The 16,197-nt window shown below is 48.0% G+C and carries 13 protein-coding genes; 11 read left to right on the top strand and 2 right to left on the bottom strand.

Features of this window, described 5'->3' with window-relative positions; all coding sequences use genetic code 11:
* Positions 1 to 6: 6 nt before the first annotated feature.
* A complete protein-coding gene (locus MYF79_RS07560) occupies positions 7 to 3,024 on the bottom strand; it encodes an amidohydrolase family protein (RefSeq protein WP_247813270.1) in 3,018 nt (1,005 codons plus the stop codon).
* 198 nt (positions 3,025 to 3,222) lie between these two features.
* Here MYF79_RS07560 and MYF79_RS07555 point away from each other — a divergent pair, with 198 nt between their 5' ends.
* The 9 genes from MYF79_RS07555 (at position 3,223) to MYF79_RS07515 (ending at position 14,257) form a co-directional block, all read left to right on the top strand.
* Entirely contained in the window at positions 3,223 to 3,651 is a 429-nt protein-coding gene (locus MYF79_RS07555) for a hypothetical protein (protein WP_247813269.1), read from the top strand.
* 264 nt (positions 3,652 to 3,915) lie between these two features.
* Positions 3,916 to 4,482, top strand: coding sequence for an RNA polymerase sigma-70 factor (locus tag MYF79_RS07550; RefSeq protein WP_247813268.1), 567 nt, complete (start codon positions 3,916 to 3,918; stop codon positions 4,480 to 4,482).
* 40 nt (positions 4,483 to 4,522) lie between these two features.
* Positions 4,523 to 5,509, top strand: a complete 987-nt coding sequence (locus MYF79_RS07545) for a FecR family protein (RefSeq protein WP_247813267.1) — start codon at positions 4,523 to 4,525, stop codon at positions 5,507 to 5,509.
* Between the two features lie 22 nt (positions 5,510 to 5,531).
* Entirely contained in the window at positions 5,532 to 8,072 is a 2,541-nt protein-coding gene (locus tag MYF79_RS07540; protein ID WP_247813266.1) for a TonB-dependent receptor, read from the top strand.
* 94 nt (positions 8,073 to 8,166) lie between these two features.
* Positions 8,167 to 9,639 (top strand): HmuY family protein, encoded by a 1,473-nt coding sequence (locus MYF79_RS07535; RefSeq protein ID WP_247813265.1) that lies wholly within the window; start codon positions 8,167 to 8,169, stop codon positions 9,637 to 9,639.
* 90 nt (positions 9,640 to 9,729) lie between these two features.
* A complete protein-coding gene (locus MYF79_RS07530) occupies positions 9,730 to 11,040 on the top strand; it encodes a glycerate kinase (RefSeq protein ID WP_247813264.1) in 1,311 nt (436 codons plus the stop codon).
* A 210-nt stretch (positions 11,041 to 11,250) separates the two neighbouring features.
* Positions 11,251 to 12,426 (top strand): mannonate dehydratase, encoded by a 1,176-nt coding sequence (uxuA, locus tag MYF79_RS07525; RefSeq protein WP_317233108.1) that lies wholly within the window; start codon positions 11,251 to 11,253, stop codon positions 12,424 to 12,426.
* Positions 12,427 to 12,546: 120 nt separating this feature from the next.
* Positions 12,547 to 13,023, top strand: a complete 477-nt coding sequence (locus MYF79_RS07520; protein ID WP_247813263.1) for a MarR family winged helix-turn-helix transcriptional regulator — start codon at positions 12,547 to 12,549, stop codon at positions 13,021 to 13,023.
* Between the two features lie 307 nt (positions 13,024 to 13,330).
* Positions 13,331 to 14,257, top strand: a complete 927-nt coding sequence (locus MYF79_RS07515; protein ID WP_247813262.1) for a tetratricopeptide repeat protein — start codon at positions 13,331 to 13,333, stop codon at positions 14,255 to 14,257.
* A 1-nt stretch (position 14,258) separates the two neighbouring features.
* On the opposite strand, the gene MYF79_RS07510 is transcribed toward MYF79_RS07515, so the two are convergent.
* Positions 14,259 to 14,495 carry a hypothetical protein gene (locus MYF79_RS07510; protein WP_149695242.1) on the bottom strand — a complete coding sequence of 79 codons (237 nt, stop codon included), beginning with the start codon at positions 14,493 to 14,495 and terminating at the stop codon, positions 14,259 to 14,261.
* Between the two features lie 142 nt (positions 14,496 to 14,637).
* On the opposite strand from MYF79_RS07510, the gene MYF79_RS07505 reads away from it, so the two are divergent.
* Together MYF79_RS07505 and MYF79_RS07500 are read left to right on the top strand one after the other, a co-directional pair.
* Complete coding sequence (locus MYF79_RS07505) at positions 14,638 to 15,498, top strand: helix-turn-helix domain-containing protein (RefSeq protein WP_247813261.1); 861 nt, start codon at positions 14,638 to 14,640, stop codon at positions 15,496 to 15,498.
* Between the two features lie 39 nt (positions 15,499 to 15,537).
* Positions 15,538 to 16,197, top strand: coding sequence for a siderophore-interacting protein (locus MYF79_RS07500; protein WP_247813260.1), 660 nt, complete (start codon positions 15,538 to 15,540; stop codon positions 16,195 to 16,197).

The raw sequence follows: 16,197 nt of genomic DNA, 5'->3' as shown, positions 1-16,197 counted from the left end.
CGGCAATTACAATTCGTTGTTTCCATCTGTCAGGCGTTGCTGATGGCCGCCCTGCAGGTCTTCACAATGGTACATTTCTTCCAGTGTAGTCGAGGCCTTCTGGGTAGGTGTACCTTTCTTTTTCTCTCCCAGCATTTTCAGCACCAGGCGGTTGCGCTCAGTGCTGATACGCTGACGCAGTTCCAGGTCTTTCTCTCTGTCGAAATACACAACACCATCTACCAGGGTCTTGTCAGCCTTTGCATAAATGCTGAGCGGGTTATCGCTCCAGAGTACCAGGTCGGCGTCTTTACCGGCCTTGATACTACCCACACGGGCGTCTACATGCAGGAGCTTTGCCGGGTTGAGGGTCACCAGTTTCAGGGCTTCCTCTTCGGTCATATCGCCGTATTTAATGCTTTTCGCTGCTTCCTGGTTCAGCCTGCGGGCCATTTCAGCATCATCAGAATTGATAGCAACATTCACCCCTACACGTTGCATGATTGTAGCATTGTATGGAATGGCATCCTGTACTTCCATCTTATATGCCCACCAGTCCGCAAAGGTACCGGCGCCCGCGCCATGCTGTTTCATTTTATCAGCCACCTTGTACCCTTCCAGGATATGGGTGAAGGTGTTCACATGGAAATGGAAACTATCTGCTACGTGCATCAGCATGTTGATCTCGCTCTGTACATAAGAGTGGCAGGTAATAAAGCGTTTACTGTTCAGTATCTCTACAAGCGCGTCCAGCTCAAGGTCGCGGCGCTTACCAGGACCGGCCTTTTCATAATCGCGTGCACGGGTAAAGGCATCTGTCAGCACCTGCTCTACCCCCATACGCGTCTGAGGGAAACGCTCGCGCTGGCGGTCGCCCCAGTTGGACTGTTTCACATTCTCACCCAATGCAAATTTGATGAACTGATCTGCGCCTTCGAACTTCAGCGCTTCTGCATCAGCCCCCCAACGTAATTTGATCAGCTGGCTTTGCCCGCCGATAGTATTAGCCGACCCGTGCAGCAGGTGAGACGCAGTTACGCCTCCGCTCAATTGCCTGTAGATGTTCACATCATCAGGATTTACCACATCGGCAATGCGGACTTCTGAAGTTACTGACTGTGTACCTTCATTTACGCCCCTGGAAATAGCGATATGGGAATGCTCGTCAATGATACCGGGTGTAAGATGTTTACCAGTACCATCAATAACGCGGGCATTGCCGGCAGGCAGGTTCTTTCCGATCTGGGCAATCTTACCGTTGCGTACCAATACATCTGTATTTTCCAGTTTACCATCTTTCTCGTTTGTCCAGACAGTTGCATTCTTTATCAGCAGGTCCTGTTGTTTAGGCAATGCTTCCCATCCATAACCATTGAAAGGGAAATAGATATTACCGATCTGCGGAGCGGTTTTTGTTTTAGCTGAATCCTGTTTGGTATATGCCGCATTGAATACAGCGCTCCATTTTACCCATTTTCCACTGGTATCCACGCCTGTACCTGTCCATTCTCCCGCACCGGTTACGCCGCTCAGACGTAACTGAGCACCGCCTTTTTTCAGGGGGAAGGCCAGTTTTACCAGCTGGCCATTTATAGTAAGGGTACCGGCTAAGGTATCCTGCTGTACGAGCGACAATGCCGGCGTGGCAGCAGTTCCTTTTAACAGGAGGGTATATTCGGCATTGCCGGGATTGACAGTGAGAGTATAAGTGCCGCGTACATCTTTCCAGCCTTCATCTTTTACAACATATTTTTTCCCTTGTACCCAGTTCTGGAACAACACCGTATTTTCGTTAAAGATGGTACCGGATGTTAGCAGGAAGTTAGCCAGTTTACCTGGCTCCAGTGAGCCTACCTGGTCGTCGGCCTTAATGATACGTGCAGGCGAAAGCGTTAATGCCTCCAATGCCTTTTGTTCACTGAGACCATATTCAATAGATTTTCTCACAGCTGCGAGCAACTGTTTTACATCTTTCAGTCCGGCAGCAGTAAAGCAGAATGGTATATTTGCCTTTTCAAAAGCAGCTGCTTCTGTCGGTGCCAGCTCCCAGTGTTTCATCTCACTCAGGGCCACGAAGCGCGCATCGTTAGGGTCTTCCACATCTATAGGCTGAGGAAAGTTCAGGGGCAGGATAAACGATGCTTTGGTAGCGATCATTTCAGGTATACGCTGGTATTCATTACCACCGGCCTTGATGATATATTGTACGCCAAATTCATCTCCTATTTTATCGGCACGCAATACATCCCATTTATCTGTTACTTCAAATATCTGAGGTAAAGCACGGTTGTCATTCCAGGCCTGCAATGTAAGGTTAGTGCCTTCTTTAGCAGGATGTGACTGATACCATTGCGCGTCGAGATATGTTTGCCGTAACAGGGCGATACTGCCCATTAAAGAACTGGGATAGTTCTGTGTAGAACTGCCTTTGTCGAAAGAATAATGCGCGCTGGCCTTTTCTTTTATCAACACTTTATTATCACGCTCGTCTGCCAGCGTTACCAGCACACCGGTACCACGGGCTATACCATCCTGCTGATGAGAGAGGACGGCGCCAAAGCCCGCATTCCTGAGTGATTCTGCCGCTGTACCATCTGTCGTAAAAACGCTGGCTGCATTCACTTCACTTTTGATAGCCTGGTTCCATCCATAGGCGCCTTTTGTGGCAGAAAGGAACTGAACATCGCTTCTGTAACCACCTGTGGCTTTCTTTGCGGAAGAGGTTCCGTAATCGCTATACAGGTCTACAAAAGAGGGATAGATATATTTACCTTCACAATCAATTACCACGGCGTCTTTGGGTACAGGGCCATTACCGACACTTACGATACGGCCATTGCGTATCACCAGGGTAGCGTTGTTAAGAACAGTACCTGCGTTTTTTACAATAGTAGCTTTGACAAAGGCATAACAGCCTTCTCTGTTGTCGGCCACTCCATTCACAGGAAAGGTCTCCTGCGCACGGGCATAACTGCCTGCAAGCAGGCCGCCCAGCAAGAGACACAGACGGGAAAGCCGCTTACGCGACGAAAAGATTTTACTCATTTGCTGTTGTTTGACTATTTAGATTTTGGTTTCATAGTATCCTGAATACCAGAAGGGGCCACCAAGGCGATAATACCTGCTGATCCTTAAAAGTAACAAATGATTAATGTGGTGTCCGCATATTTGATTAGTTTTTTGATGATTGGTATTAATATTGCAGTAATTACCTATATTTAAGGAGAGAACAATTCCTTTTTTATGAGAAGAAATATGATCCGTATCAGCGGGCTGCTGGTTTGTCTGTTACTGGCTCTCAGCGGCACCGGCATGGCACAGCAGGGAGACTCCACGACAACAAAAAAGGTACGCTTTACACCCGAAGATCGTGCTAATAAAATGAGCGATAAACTTGACCGGCGGTTAAATCTTTCCAGTCAGCAGGACAAAGATATTCATACGATCAATACTGATATAACCCGTCGTATGGAAGCGCTCAAACACAACACCACGCTTTCCAAAAAAGATAAGATGCAGCAGATGAAAGCATTGAATGAAGAACGCAGCCAGCGTTTTAAATCAGTGCTGACGCCCGAGCAGTTCAAGAAATGGAATGACTGGGAAATGAAGAAGAAAGAACAAATGGAAGCCCGGCTGGATAAGAAGCAACAAAAGCGTAATGCCCGCTGACAATATCACCTTGCTGCCACGCTGATACCTCACGCTTCTGCTGATACTGAAACTGCCCTGGCAGTGATATTGACCGATTAAGCCAACGCCCTGTATACCTTGCGCCTGCTTCCGGCATACCTGTCCGTAGCCTTATTTAACTTTCCCCGCAGCCCTCATATCAGATTATTTTTCTAATATTATGCTCTCTGTACTGCCTGAATAGAGTGTATGTTATAACATACTCTGCATAAGCCAGTCCGTTTATTACAAAAAACATTTCATGTGGATCGCCAGGATCTTTATACACAGTTTCGCCAACTATTCCAGGAATTCTATGACCCTCTTTGCAAGTATGCATTTCACCTCATAACCGACAGGGATGGTAGTGAAGATATCGTCCAGGAAGTATTTACCCGTATCTGGGAAAAACACCAGGAGGTTATTTCATCTCCGAAGATCAGGGCCTACCTGTATCAGGCGGTGAGGAACAGTTGTTTTAATTTCCTGGAACAAAAGAAACGTTCCCCCGTATCCAACACCGACTGGCATAACGAAGAAGATACAGCAATCAGCTGGGACACAGCAGATGGCGCAACAGAAGACAACCTGCAGGCATACCGCGAACTGCTTAAGAACGGCATTGACCAGCTTCCGCCCAAATGCAGGGAAGTATTCCTGTTGAGCCGCTCCGGTCATCTCAGCAACCAGGAAATTGCAGACAATCTTGGTATTTCTGTCAATACCGTCAACAACCAGACCTGGAAGGCCATGAAACTGCTGAAAGCCTTTGCACAAAAGGCTAAGATCTGGATACTACCTTTTTTTTCATTTTTTCTTACAAGACAATAGGAGTTTTTAGAAAAGTCTTGTCTTATATCGGGGATAACTTATGATACAGATACCTGAACATATCGCCTTCATCATTATAAAGCATCTGCGCGCCATTCAGACCAGCGCTGAGGAAGAAACACTGCAGGCCTGGATAGCGGGCAGTGAGGAGCATAAAAAAGCTTATCAGCAGATGGTCAGCTTATGGAAGGAATCGGGCCAGGTGCTCGGACAGCCCGCCTTTGATACCGCCAGGGCATGGGAAAAGCTGGACAGTTCCCTGCATCATGGCACATCTGCGAAAAGCGCCAGGATCCGTTATATGCGACTGGCGCTGGCGGCCTGTGTGGTGGGCGTGCTTGCTCTTGCCGGCTGGATGTTCTATCAGCAGCAGGATAAGACCGTCTTAAAAATTGCGGCAGCAGGTAAAGGCAGCCAGCGGGTAACGCTTCCCGACGGCTCCCTGGTGATATTAAGAGAGGGTGCCTCCATCCGCTACCCAAAAGCATTCGATCCAAAAGAAAGGGCGGTTACGGTTACCGGGGAATCTTATTTTGACGTGCAACAGGAAACCGGTCATCCCTTCCGGATCCAAACGGCCCGCGCCACTATCGAGGTCTTGGGTACCTCCTTTACCATTACCAGCAATGCACACCAGGACCGGCTGGTCGTAGTCAGCGGGAAAGTGCTTTTTAGCGGCAAAGACCAGCATGCCGGCCAGCATGTGGTAACAGCACAGCAGGATGCCGTTTTGAATGAAAAGGGAATTAACATTGTTCCTGTCAGAGATTCCAATTACCTCTCCTGGCAAACGGGCATCCTACAGTTTGACAATACCCCCTTTGCAGACGTGGTGATAACCCTTGCCGACTATTACAACCTGCATATAAAGGCAGACAGCGTACTGACAAGACAACCCGGGTTATCCACAATAACTGCCAGGTTCGAACACCAGCCCTTGGACCAGGTACTGGAGGAAATCAAACTGCTGATCAATGTGAATTACCGCAAGCAAAACGACACCATTATATTCTATCAGTCACAATAAACATCCACTATCCTTTTCTGCAATGCCTATATCCCGTTTTATCCTTGCCCTGGCCGGCTGCTTTATACTATCAGAAAGCGCGGCACAGGGCAGCCTCTTAAAGACGAAGTTTTATTGCCGGGCCACCTCCGGCAAAACTGCAGCCATACTTCGCGAGCTATCCGGCTATTGCGGTGTTGCCATTGAGTTCTCACCCTCCAGCCTGGATACCACTAAAAAACACAACCTCGCGGCAGGAAGAACCACACTGGGTGCTGTACTCGATAAAATCCTGGCTGGCCAGTACGTTACCGTTGCCGAAAGAAATAATAAGATCATTATTGGCAAAAGCAACATTCCTCTCCCCGACGGCTACCTGCTGGAAAAATACCTGCTGTACGGTTATATCCAGCAGGAAAGCGGACTGGAACCCCTCCCCTTTGCATCCATCACCATCATGCCCGGCAACCGTACCATCCAGTCGAACGTACATGGCTTTTATAGCCTGAACCTGCCGCCTGGCCAATACATACTAACGATCTCCTTTTCAGGCACCTCTTCCAAAACCGTAGCGGTGGACCTGCAGCAAAACACGGCCATGAACCTGGTGCTCTCGCCCGTACTGCTTCCGGAAGTACAGGTCGATGCAGGTAACCTTCCCCGCAGGGATGCAGCTGTAAAGCTGGACAGGTACAAGGGAGGCATGTACAGCAATATGCTGGGAGAAACAGATCCTGTCAGGTCTATGTACCTGTTGCCAGGCAATACGGAAAGCCAGGAATCCGGTGGTAAGCTGCTGGTACGCGGAGGTGATCCGGGACAAAGTATGTTCCTCCTGGACGGCAATCCTGTGTTTAACCCCGCGCACTTACTGGGAGAGGTTTCCATATTGGGCAATACCAGCATCAAGTCAGTACTGCAGTATAAGAATGACTTTCCCAGCCGTTTCAGCGGCGGGCTTTCTTCCATAACTGCCATCAACACAAAGGAAGGTAATATGGAACACTGGAGCGGGGAAGCAGATTTGGGGCTTAGCTCCCTGGCCTTTGCCCTTGAAGGGCCGCTGAAGCAGCAACGTACTGCCATGATGGTATCTGCCAGGCAGAGTTTAGGCGAGTCGGTTTACCACGATATATTCACTTACGATGCCAATTTCGGTGATGTACACCTGAAGCTGACCCATCTCCTTAACAGGCAAAATAAACTGATGATCAGCAGTTACATAGGTAATGACAGGCTGGAACTGACACAAGACAACAGCCAGTACCTGCATCGCTGGAATAATACGCTGACAACCGTGAACTGGAACAGCATCATCGGTAAGCGCGTATTTGCGAATACTGCCTTTAACTATAGCAGCTATAATAACTACATGTCCATCATGTATACACCTCCTTTTGAAGGAGGCAGCGGTGGCCTCTTTGAACGCGCCTCCCTGAACAACTATTCATCCGGTAAACGATATGAGGGTAAAACAGATATTGAGATCACCACCAATGATCATCTGCAGCATTTTTTCGGAGGACGACTTGAACATACAAGCATACAACATTACCGTACACTGCTTGACAGCGACCTTAAAGAAGATGCTGATGATTTCAGCAACAGCGCATCTCTTCCTTTCTCTGATATTATGTTGTATTATGAAAGTGCCTTCAGGGCCGGCAACAGATGGCTGCTCAGGGCCGGTGTACATTTCAATGAGTACAGGCAAAACACATTTCATTACCACTCCTTTCAACCCAGGATCTTTTCCAGTTTTGTGATCGATAAACGACAAAGGATCAACGTAGCATATACACATATCGGGCAGCTACTGCACATGATCACAAGCCCTTACACAGGCATTGACAGGGAATTGTGGCTTCCTGCAAATGAAAGACTGCAACCGGCAGAGAACAGGATGGTCAATATCGGTTATGAATATAAAGACAAGCAATCGCTGAATATCACTGCAGACGTTTATTATAAAAAGATCCGCAACCTGGCGATGTTCGCAGGAAAGAGCAATATTCTCTATACCACGGACAGCACTGAAAAAAGCATTGTTACAGGTACTGGCTGGAGTTATGGTGCGGAAGCTGCCATTGAAAAAAGATTTAACAAATGGAAGATGCTCCTGTCGTATACCCTGTCCTGGAGCTGGCGCAGGTCGGACAGTTTAAATAAGGGCGAAAAACTGCCCTACCGCTATGACAGGCGCCACAACATTAATGTACTGTTTGGATACCAAGCGCTTAAAGACCTTGAAATAAGCCTCCTCTGGCATTTTCATACCGGCGATTTCATCACATTACCTGCATTGATCTCTTTCAAACCGCAAGAAAGCTTCTCCGGCTCCAATATGGGCGCTGTACCTTTCAGGGGAACTGTTTATAACAGGATGAACCTGAATGCCAGTTATCGTATTCCTACCCGTGGCCGGTTCAAACACGCGGTAGGCAGTGGCGTTCATGCCATCATGCAATCGCATGAACAGTATATGACAACGGTTGCCACCACTTCCCGCAATTATACGATGCCCCTATATCAGGAACAGCTATTCAGATTTAACCCCTATTTCAATTATAAATTAAGCTTCTGAGTTGTAGTGCCGCATTATTTTTTTTGACGCGCATAGGAGTTTTTCAAAACCTGCTGTCTTAACTGCAGAAATCATGTTTAATTCCTTTAGACTTATGCGTACAACAACATTAAGAGCATTATTATTACTGACTGTAATATACCTGATCGCTTCATGCAGCAAGAAAGAGACTGACATTATCCCCGACAGGCCCAATCTGCCTAATCCGCCCGACTCTTCTCATCAGCCGGGAGATTCCCTGCCGGGAGACTCCGCAATAGTAGCGAACTACCTTGCTTTCAGCAGCCGCGGGCAGGAGATCGCTGATGAGATAAACACAGCGACTGTAGCGCTGAAACTGGACAAGCCTGCAAAAAAACAGATCACTGTTACGATTGAATTTAGTAACAAGTCCATCGAATATGGCAAGGACTATACAACGATACCGGCGGCAGACTTAGGAAAGCTGAAAATAAATATAGCCGCAGGCACAAGTGCATCCAGCTTTGTGGTAAATGTGCCGGCAGACAAACTGTTTAAAGAAGGCGATGGAATAGATTTCCGCATCACCGCTGTAGATACGCCTGTCAGGATCGGCAATGATGCTGTACACGTGCTACGGTTCCTGGAGAAGCAGTCCCTCGATTCATTGATGAAGATGAACCTCAACACGGGTAGTTATGGGGTTAACAAAGTGTTTGTAGACCTGAGTGAAAACAAACAGCAAGCAGTTGCGCCTACCAAATGGGACTTTGGTTTCTATTCCGGAGGCGACGATTTCAGGGTGATACTTAATTCATCTGCAGGTATGCTGGTAAAGCGACTGAACAAGAACGACCTGAATGCAGTAACAGCTAAAGATACCGTAGACCTGGCGCAGGCAGAAGATCTTATATTCAGTGAAGCCCCGTATTATTTTGCACCTTCTTCGGCTGCATTTGACGATGCCGGCGGCGACCTGACAAAAACTGCCATCACTGCGGTATCTGCCAACGCTGCCGACAACAATGTATACATCGTTAACCGCGGCTGGAACACAGGTACGACAAACGGTAGGAGACCATGGCAAAAGATCCGGGTACTGCGTAATAATTCCGGTGGCTACACTTTACAGTATGCGGATATAACTGCAACAAGTTATAAGACCATCAATATTCCTAAAAATGACAGGTACTTCTTCAGCTATGTATCGCTTAACGAAGGACTGACAACGATAGAACCCGAGAAGAAGCAATGGGATATTGCACTCACCTGGCTGCCTGTCAACGGGAAGGCTTCCAGTGGTGAAGACGTATCAAGTTTCCAGTCGAACGTTTTGATACAGAACAGGAACGTAACAGTGGCACAGGTATCAACCAATACCCGTTCATTTGCATCGTTCGCCAGGACCGATCTGGCAGGCCTGGCATTCAGCAGTTCCCAGATAGCCATCGGCACCTCCTGGCGGCTTTTATGGAATGGCGTATACACCGTTCACAAGGATGTATTTTATGTGATCAAAGACGGTAATGGCCGCATCTACAAACTGCGGGTCACCAACCGTGGCGATCAGTATTCACCGGAGATCGAGTATGCTCCTGTCAAATAGATCAACCCATATCCTGTTGTTAAAAAAGGTCCTGCACATGCGGGACCTTTTCTATTGAAATACGCGCGTATTTACTTTAATTTCGGTTTTATGACCAATATAAAGCGGGAACACGCCATCTCTATATTCAACGCTGCGGTACATGCGGTTCAACCATCGCAGCTCATGCAGCAGCATGTGCAGTTGCGCGATGACATATTAACGGTATGCGGTAAAACATTCTCATTGCCGGCGGGAAGGCCCGTGTGGATATTTGGTGCAGGTAAGGCAGCAGCTGCAATGGCGCAGGCGCTGGAAGCAATATTGCCCCATGTCAGGCTGCAGGGCATGGTCATCACCAAATACGAACATGCGTTACCGTTGCAGCAAATCCATGTTGCGGAAGCCGGGCATCCGTTGCCGGATGATAATGGCGTGAGGGCCACGGCACAAATGGTAGCGCAGCTGCAATCAGTACAAGCGGTTGATGTGTTATTGTTCCTGCTTTCAGGAGGCGCCTCTGCCCTGCTGGCCGATTATCCAGAAGGGGCCAGCCTGGTACAGGTGCAGCAGGTGTTTGAACTGTTGCTGAAAAGCGGTGCAGACATCCATGAAATGAATGTTGTACGGAAGCACCTGTCGGCAGTGAAAGGTGGTCAGCTGGCATTACTGGCAGATACCAATGCCTGGTGCAGCCTGATACTCAGCGATGTGGTGGGCGATGATCTGTCTGTTATCGGTTCGGGACCAACCGTACCGGATCCTTCCACTTTTTCTGATGCAGTTGCCATACTGGATAAATACAATTTGACAACACTGTTACCGGCAGCCATACAAAACCACCTGCGGCAGGGTTGTGCCGGCACTATCCGCGAGACGCCCAAACCGGGGCATGGGAGATTGAGTGCTGTAAATAATTTCCTGATCGGCAGTAATGCCATTGCATTGGAGGCGGCTGCACAGAAAGCGATCAGCTTTGGTTATGCCACACAGGTGTTGACCTCTACCGCCAGGGGGCAGGCCACTGCTATTGCCGCTGAACTGGTGACGGCTGCTGGCAGCTGGAAAGGCAGCCGGCCGGCATGTATCTTAATGGGCGGCGAAAGTACGGTGACAGTGACCGGGCATGGCCTGGGAGGGCGTAATCAGCACCTCGCACTTGCAGCAGGCCTGTTACTGGCCGCACAAGCAGGCATTACTGTTCTGAGTGCAGGCACAGATGGTACCGACGGCCCTACAGATGCCGCAGGCGCTGTTGCAGACCCTGAGCTTATGCTCCACGCTGCAGCGCAGGGCCTGGATGCAACACATTATCTTGCACAGCATGATGCTTATCATTTTTTTGAAAAGGCAGGAGGACTAATCAAAACCGGGCCTACACAGACCAATGTTATGGATATAATGCTCGCAATCATTTCATGAAGGTTGGTTCATCTTCCCGGATTTTCTTAGGTTTGCAAAACTTTTACAGGGACAGCGTCATCATAAACCGTTGGAGTACACGTAATTCCAGTATGAAAAAAGGAGTAGGAATATGACGATGGCCTTGTGATGCAGAAGAAATCATTTATTACTAAATCATTAATTATTTTCCGGAAGTCCTATTTTTGGGACTCAAACCTTGATATGCGTATGCTAAGAATGGAACAGACATGGCGTTGGTTCGGACCGAATGATCCGGTGAGCCTTGCCGATATTAAACAAGCCGGAGCAACCGGTATTGTAACGGCATTACATCATGTTCCCAACGGAGAGATCTGGACGGTGGATGAAATACAGAAGCGGAAAGAGATGATCGAAGCTGCCGGTCTTACCTGGTCGGTAGTAGAAAGTGTTCCTGTTCATGAAGATATCAAGACCCAAAGCGGACGATTTAAGGAATATATACAGCATTACCAGCAGTCGCTCCGCAACCTGGCGCAATGCGGTATTTATGTTGTGACGTACAACTTTATGCCGGTGCTGGACTGGACAAGGACGGACCTGGCTTACACGGTTGCAGATGGTTCAAAAGCGTTACGTTTTGAAAAAGCCGCGTTCCTGGCCTTTGACCTGTTCATGTTGCAGCGCCCGGGTGCGGAGAATGATTATGATCCTGCAGAAATATCCATGGCAAAAGAACACTTTGACAGTATGACCGATGCTGAAAAAGTATTACTGCAAAGAAATATCATTGCGGGCCTGCCGGGTTCTGAGGAGAGCTTTACCTTACAGCAATTCCAGGCCGCCCTGGATAAATATAAAGGCATTGACGCCACCCAGCTGAAACTGCACCTGTTCTACTTCCTGCAGCAAATAGCCCCTGTAGCAGAAGAAGTGGGCATAAAACTGGCTATCCATCCCGATGATCCTCCATTCCCTATCCTGGGACTGCCAAGGATCGTCAGCACGGAGCAGGATGCCAGGGAGCTGCTGGCAGCTGCGCCATATGCGGCTAACGGCCTTTGTTTCTGTACCGGCTCTTATGGCGTACGCGCAGACAATGACCTGCCGGGTATGGTGGAACGCCTGGGTGAACATATTCATTTTATACACCTCAGAAGCACACAAAGGGACAGTATTGGCAACTTCCACGAGGCCAATCACCTGGAGGGAGATGTGGACATGTACGCGGTAGTAAGGGCCTTATTGGCCATTATGCACAAGCGCAGCGTGTCTATCCCCATGCGTCCCGATCATGGCCACCAGATGCTGGATGACCTTCACAAAAAAACAAACCCCGGTTACAGCGCTATAGGCCGCCTGCGTGGGCTGGCGGAATTACGGGGCCTTGAGCTCGGCATTGCACGCTCTCTTTTCAATAAATGAAAGTCCACACCTGCTGCCCATTGGCAGCTCTATAAGGTTGGGATCAGGAATGAGAGGGTAAGCAGCTGGTTACAGGAACGCTGATGATATTTATTTAATAGCTCCAAAAAATCATTGACAATGAACAGTTCACTGGATGAGCAATTAGAGCAGCATCTGGCGCAACGGCAACATAGTCTTATCAGGTTGTTAGGCTTGTTGAAAAAGGATATGGACTGTAGAATAACCGCAAAACTACAGCACAAGGGGTACAGCAACTTCAAACTGGGAGACCTTGTGCTGATCGTGAATATTGAGCCGCAGGGTACCATCAACAATGAACTGGCTAAAAAAGCCCGTATCACCAAACAGGCCATGAGCAAAGTGGTAAAGAACCTGGAAGCGGAAGGGTATATCAGCACCTGCAAACATGCCAGCGATAACCGGGCATCACTTATTTCCCTGACAGACGAAGGTAAAAAACTGATTATCTGTGCGGCAGAAAGCTTCGAGGAAATACAGGAGGAATATACCCGCATCATCGGAGAAGAGGACGCTACTGCGCTGAAACAGGTATTAAGGAAGCTGGTGTACCACCTCCATCCTGAACAATGCTGATGCCGGTATTATTTTATTGCTTTCTGATATGCATTAAAATTCCGGCAACAGCTACCCCGTTTATGCTTATTTAAGTATAAAATGTATGACCACTGCTGTCATACAAATATGAAACTTGGGTCATAGACTGAAAAATAAAACATAACTGTCCACTTTTATATGTTCCGACGCAGATTCCGGCACAGGCATTGTATTATTATTTTTGTCTATTGACCAGTGATTTAATACTTTTAATATCAAGTAGCAGACGTAGCAACTTATGGTTTCCAGCCGGATAATAAATAATGACGATGAATATATTGATGGTTTGCTAGACAGCTCCCCTGCCATTGTAGACGCCATTTACAAGCGCTTCGCCCGTAAGGTGAAACATATGGTAACAGGCTGGGGAGGCAATATAAAGGAAGCAGCCAATGTATTCGAAGATGTGCTGATGGCGATATACGACTATGCCCATCTTCATAAATTAACCCTGACCAATCACTTCGAGCCTTTTTTCCTGTATGCCTGTCAACTGAAATGGAAGCAGGACCTCATGCAGAAAGAGCCCGGTAAGGCTATGTCCTTCCATCCGGTAGCGCCCGCCCCAGGCCTTGACGAACAGCATATCAAATACATCGAAGCAGCATTAGCTGCACCCCACGTCAGGCAAGGCGCGGACAATACCAGGGAAGAACTGGAAGAAATAATCGCCGACCAGCGGGAACGCTGGTTTCATACCAAAGATGGCCCTAATAAAAAAGTAAGCATCTACGTGATCATAACGGCAATTATAGGCGCCGGCATGGCGGGCCTGTTGTTTGTCAGCCCCTGGCATAAGGACATCTACCGTCAGTTCTCGGGAACGGAGATGGTACATTCCAATCATCTGGCAACAGAACAGGATACCGCATTACTTATGCATCAGGCAGCAGCAGCCTTCAATCATGGTCATTTCAATAAAGCGATTGGCCTGCTTAATCAGGTAATAGTTAGGGACTCCTTAAATTCAACAGCCCGTTACTACAGGGGAGTCAGCCTTGTAGACGAGGGTAATCTCGTGGAAGCGCGTAAAGATCTTCAGATAGTATTCAACAGTCATTCTCCCTTCCGCTATGATGCCGCTTTCTATATGGCATTAAGTTATATCCGTGAAAGAGATAAGCAGCAATGCCTGGAATGGGTGCTTAAAATTCCGGAAAATGCCCCTATTTACTGGAAAGCAGCAAGGCTCAAAGAGGAACTGTCCTACTAGGTCAGTTCAGGTGGATCATGTGCTTGCTGAAGTGAATGATACTTTCTACTTCTCCTTTGATCAGTTCGTAGATCTTGACATTGTCTTTTTTGATCATAATGAGTTGTTGCAGAACGAGGTAGTAGGTTTCTCCTCCATGGCCACTCATCTGGGCCTTTAAGATCTCTTTTTTGACTTCTTCAAAACCAACAGCTCCCAGCTTTTGGTAGATTACATTAAGTTCTTCAATCCATTTCATAGGTTATGTGTTTTTTTGCATAGGCATATAAATTTATTCATAATATAATTAATAAACAAGGGGTTGGAGATATTTTTTTTATTGTGCGCCCATACAATTTATCCCTTTTTCATCCGTCTACATTCCTGGAAACAATTATATCATGTCTGCTCCCATCCCTTTTATCACTTCTTACAAGTTGGAGAATATTTCCCCGGCAGGTATTCCCTTCATGATAGAAAAGCTATCGTCTGACGTAGGGAAGGATGAAAGAATGATGCATCTGCACCGCCACAATTTCTACATGCTCGGGCTTTGCCTGGAAGGCACGACCACTCATATGCTGGACTTTAAGCAGGTCACCATAAAAGCGGGAGAAATGATGCTCCTCATTCCCGGGCAGGTACACCAGGCAATGGCGATAGACGGCTATGGGAGTGATGGTTATGTAATCGTATTTACAGCGGATTTCCTGCTGCCGATGCAGACGGTATTGCCGCATGAGCCAACAGATCCTGTTCACCTGCCGGAAGCAGACCTGCAGCACGTTATCCAGCTATTCAGCCAGCTGGAAAAAGAATATACTGCGCGCTTACCACAATATGTGGCAATGTTACAACATTACCTGGCGCTGCTGATCATGCTCTTTCACCGTCATGCCACGCCCAATGCACAGGCAGGCCCCGCCCTGCTGATACGCTACCGGGAATTACTGTCCAGGCATTTCATTGAGTGGACCAAACCGGCACAATACGCCAGCGCCATGCATGTCTCTGCCGATCATCTGAATGAAGTGGTAAAACAACATACAGGGCAAACCGTTTCTGCACACATCAGCGAGCGACGTATACTCGAAGCGAAACGCCTGCTGTTACATGCCAAAGAGAGCATTAAAGAAATTGCCTGGCATCTGCAGTTCAATGAAGTATCTTATTTCAACCGCTTCTTCAAACTGCATACAGGCTTCACTCCTGCCGCCTTCAGAGAGAATGCCCGGGAAAAGTATCTATCTAACCCGGAATAATATAAATACCAGCCACACACACGCCTTTAGTTTTGTACTATGTCATACCTGAAAGAAAAAGCCTCGGCATTCCTGATGTCGCGGTTAGGAAAAACCGCGCATGTTATAGCCGCGGAATATATTACGGATAACCTGATCGCCCTTAAACTACACATGCCTCACTTTGAGAAATGGCGCAGTTGTCAGCACCTGAAAGTTGAAACAGCGAAGTCTCACTTGCGCGACTATACGCTGGCACAATGGGATGACGCCAATAAACAAGGTATCCTGCTCATAGATGTTGGCCACGATGGTCAGGGCAGCAGGTGGGCCAGGCAACTGCAGCCCGGGCAAACCCTGATGTACGTTGGCCCCGGAGGCGGCATTCATCAGCCGACAGCCTCGGCACACCTGGTAGGGATAGGCGACGCCAGCGCCATCGGGCAGTTCACTTCCCTGTACCACCGTAAAGGGCCACAACAGCCTTTACACGCCCTTATCAGTCATCAGCACGCATTACCCGCCAAAATATTGAATATGCCAATTATGACCACGTATGACCACATTACGGGCATAGAGCGCTGGTTGTTGCAACAGCCCCTTCCCATGCACGATACAACATTCTATGTGGCCGGGCATATTCCCATGGTGGTGCAGGTAAGGAAACTGCTTAAAAGGCTGGGCGCCCAGCAGATCAAGGCCCAGGGATTCTGGCAATAA

Origin of the sequence: Chitinophaga filiformis (genome assembly GCF_023100805.1) — a bacterium.
In the GTDB taxonomy this organism is placed as follows: Bacteria; Bacteroidota; Bacteroidia; order Chitinophagales; family Chitinophagaceae; genus Chitinophaga; species Chitinophaga filiformis_B.
Note: the sequence above shows the minus strand (reverse complement) of the source record. Positions and strands in the feature narration are given on the sequence as shown.

Bases quoted from the DNA above. Each gene is read 5' to 3' on its own strand.
- MYF79_RS07510 (WP_149695242.1), bottom strand. From the start codon at position 14,495: ATGAAATGGATTGAAGAACTTAATGTAATCTACCAAAAGCTGGGAGCT.
- MYF79_RS07540 (WP_247813266.1), top strand. From the start codon at position 5,532: ATGCCTATATCCCGTTTTATCCTTGCCCTGGCCGGCTGCTTTATACTA.
- MYF79_RS07560 (WP_247813270.1), bottom strand. From the start codon at position 3,024: ATGAGTAAAATCTTTTCGTCGCGTAAGCGGCTTTCCCGTCTGTGTCTC.
- MYF79_RS07535 (WP_247813265.1), top strand. From the start codon at position 8,167: ATGCGTACAACAACATTAAGAGCATTATTATTACTGACTGTAATATAC.
- MYF79_RS07545 (WP_247813267.1), top strand. From the start codon at position 4,523: ATGATACAGATACCTGAACATATCGCCTTCATCATTATAAAGCATCTG.
- MYF79_RS07530 (WP_247813264.1), top strand. From the start codon at position 9,730: ATGACCAATATAAAGCGGGAACACGCCATCTCTATATTCAACGCTGCG.
- MYF79_RS07520 (WP_247813263.1), top strand. From the start codon at position 12,547: ATGAACAGTTCACTGGATGAGCAATTAGAGCAGCATCTGGCGCAACGG.
- MYF79_RS07555 (WP_247813269.1), top strand. From the start codon at position 3,223: ATGAGAAGAAATATGATCCGTATCAGCGGGCTGCTGGTTTGTCTGTTA.
- MYF79_RS07500 (WP_247813260.1), top strand. From the start codon at position 15,538: ATGTCATACCTGAAAGAAAAAGCCTCGGCATTCCTGATGTCGCGGTTA.
- MYF79_RS07505 (WP_247813261.1), top strand. From the start codon at position 14,638: ATGTCTGCTCCCATCCCTTTTATCACTTCTTACAAGTTGGAGAATATT.
- uxuA (WP_317233108.1), top strand. From the start codon at position 11,251: ATGCTAAGAATGGAACAGACATGGCGTTGGTTCGGACCGAATGATCCG.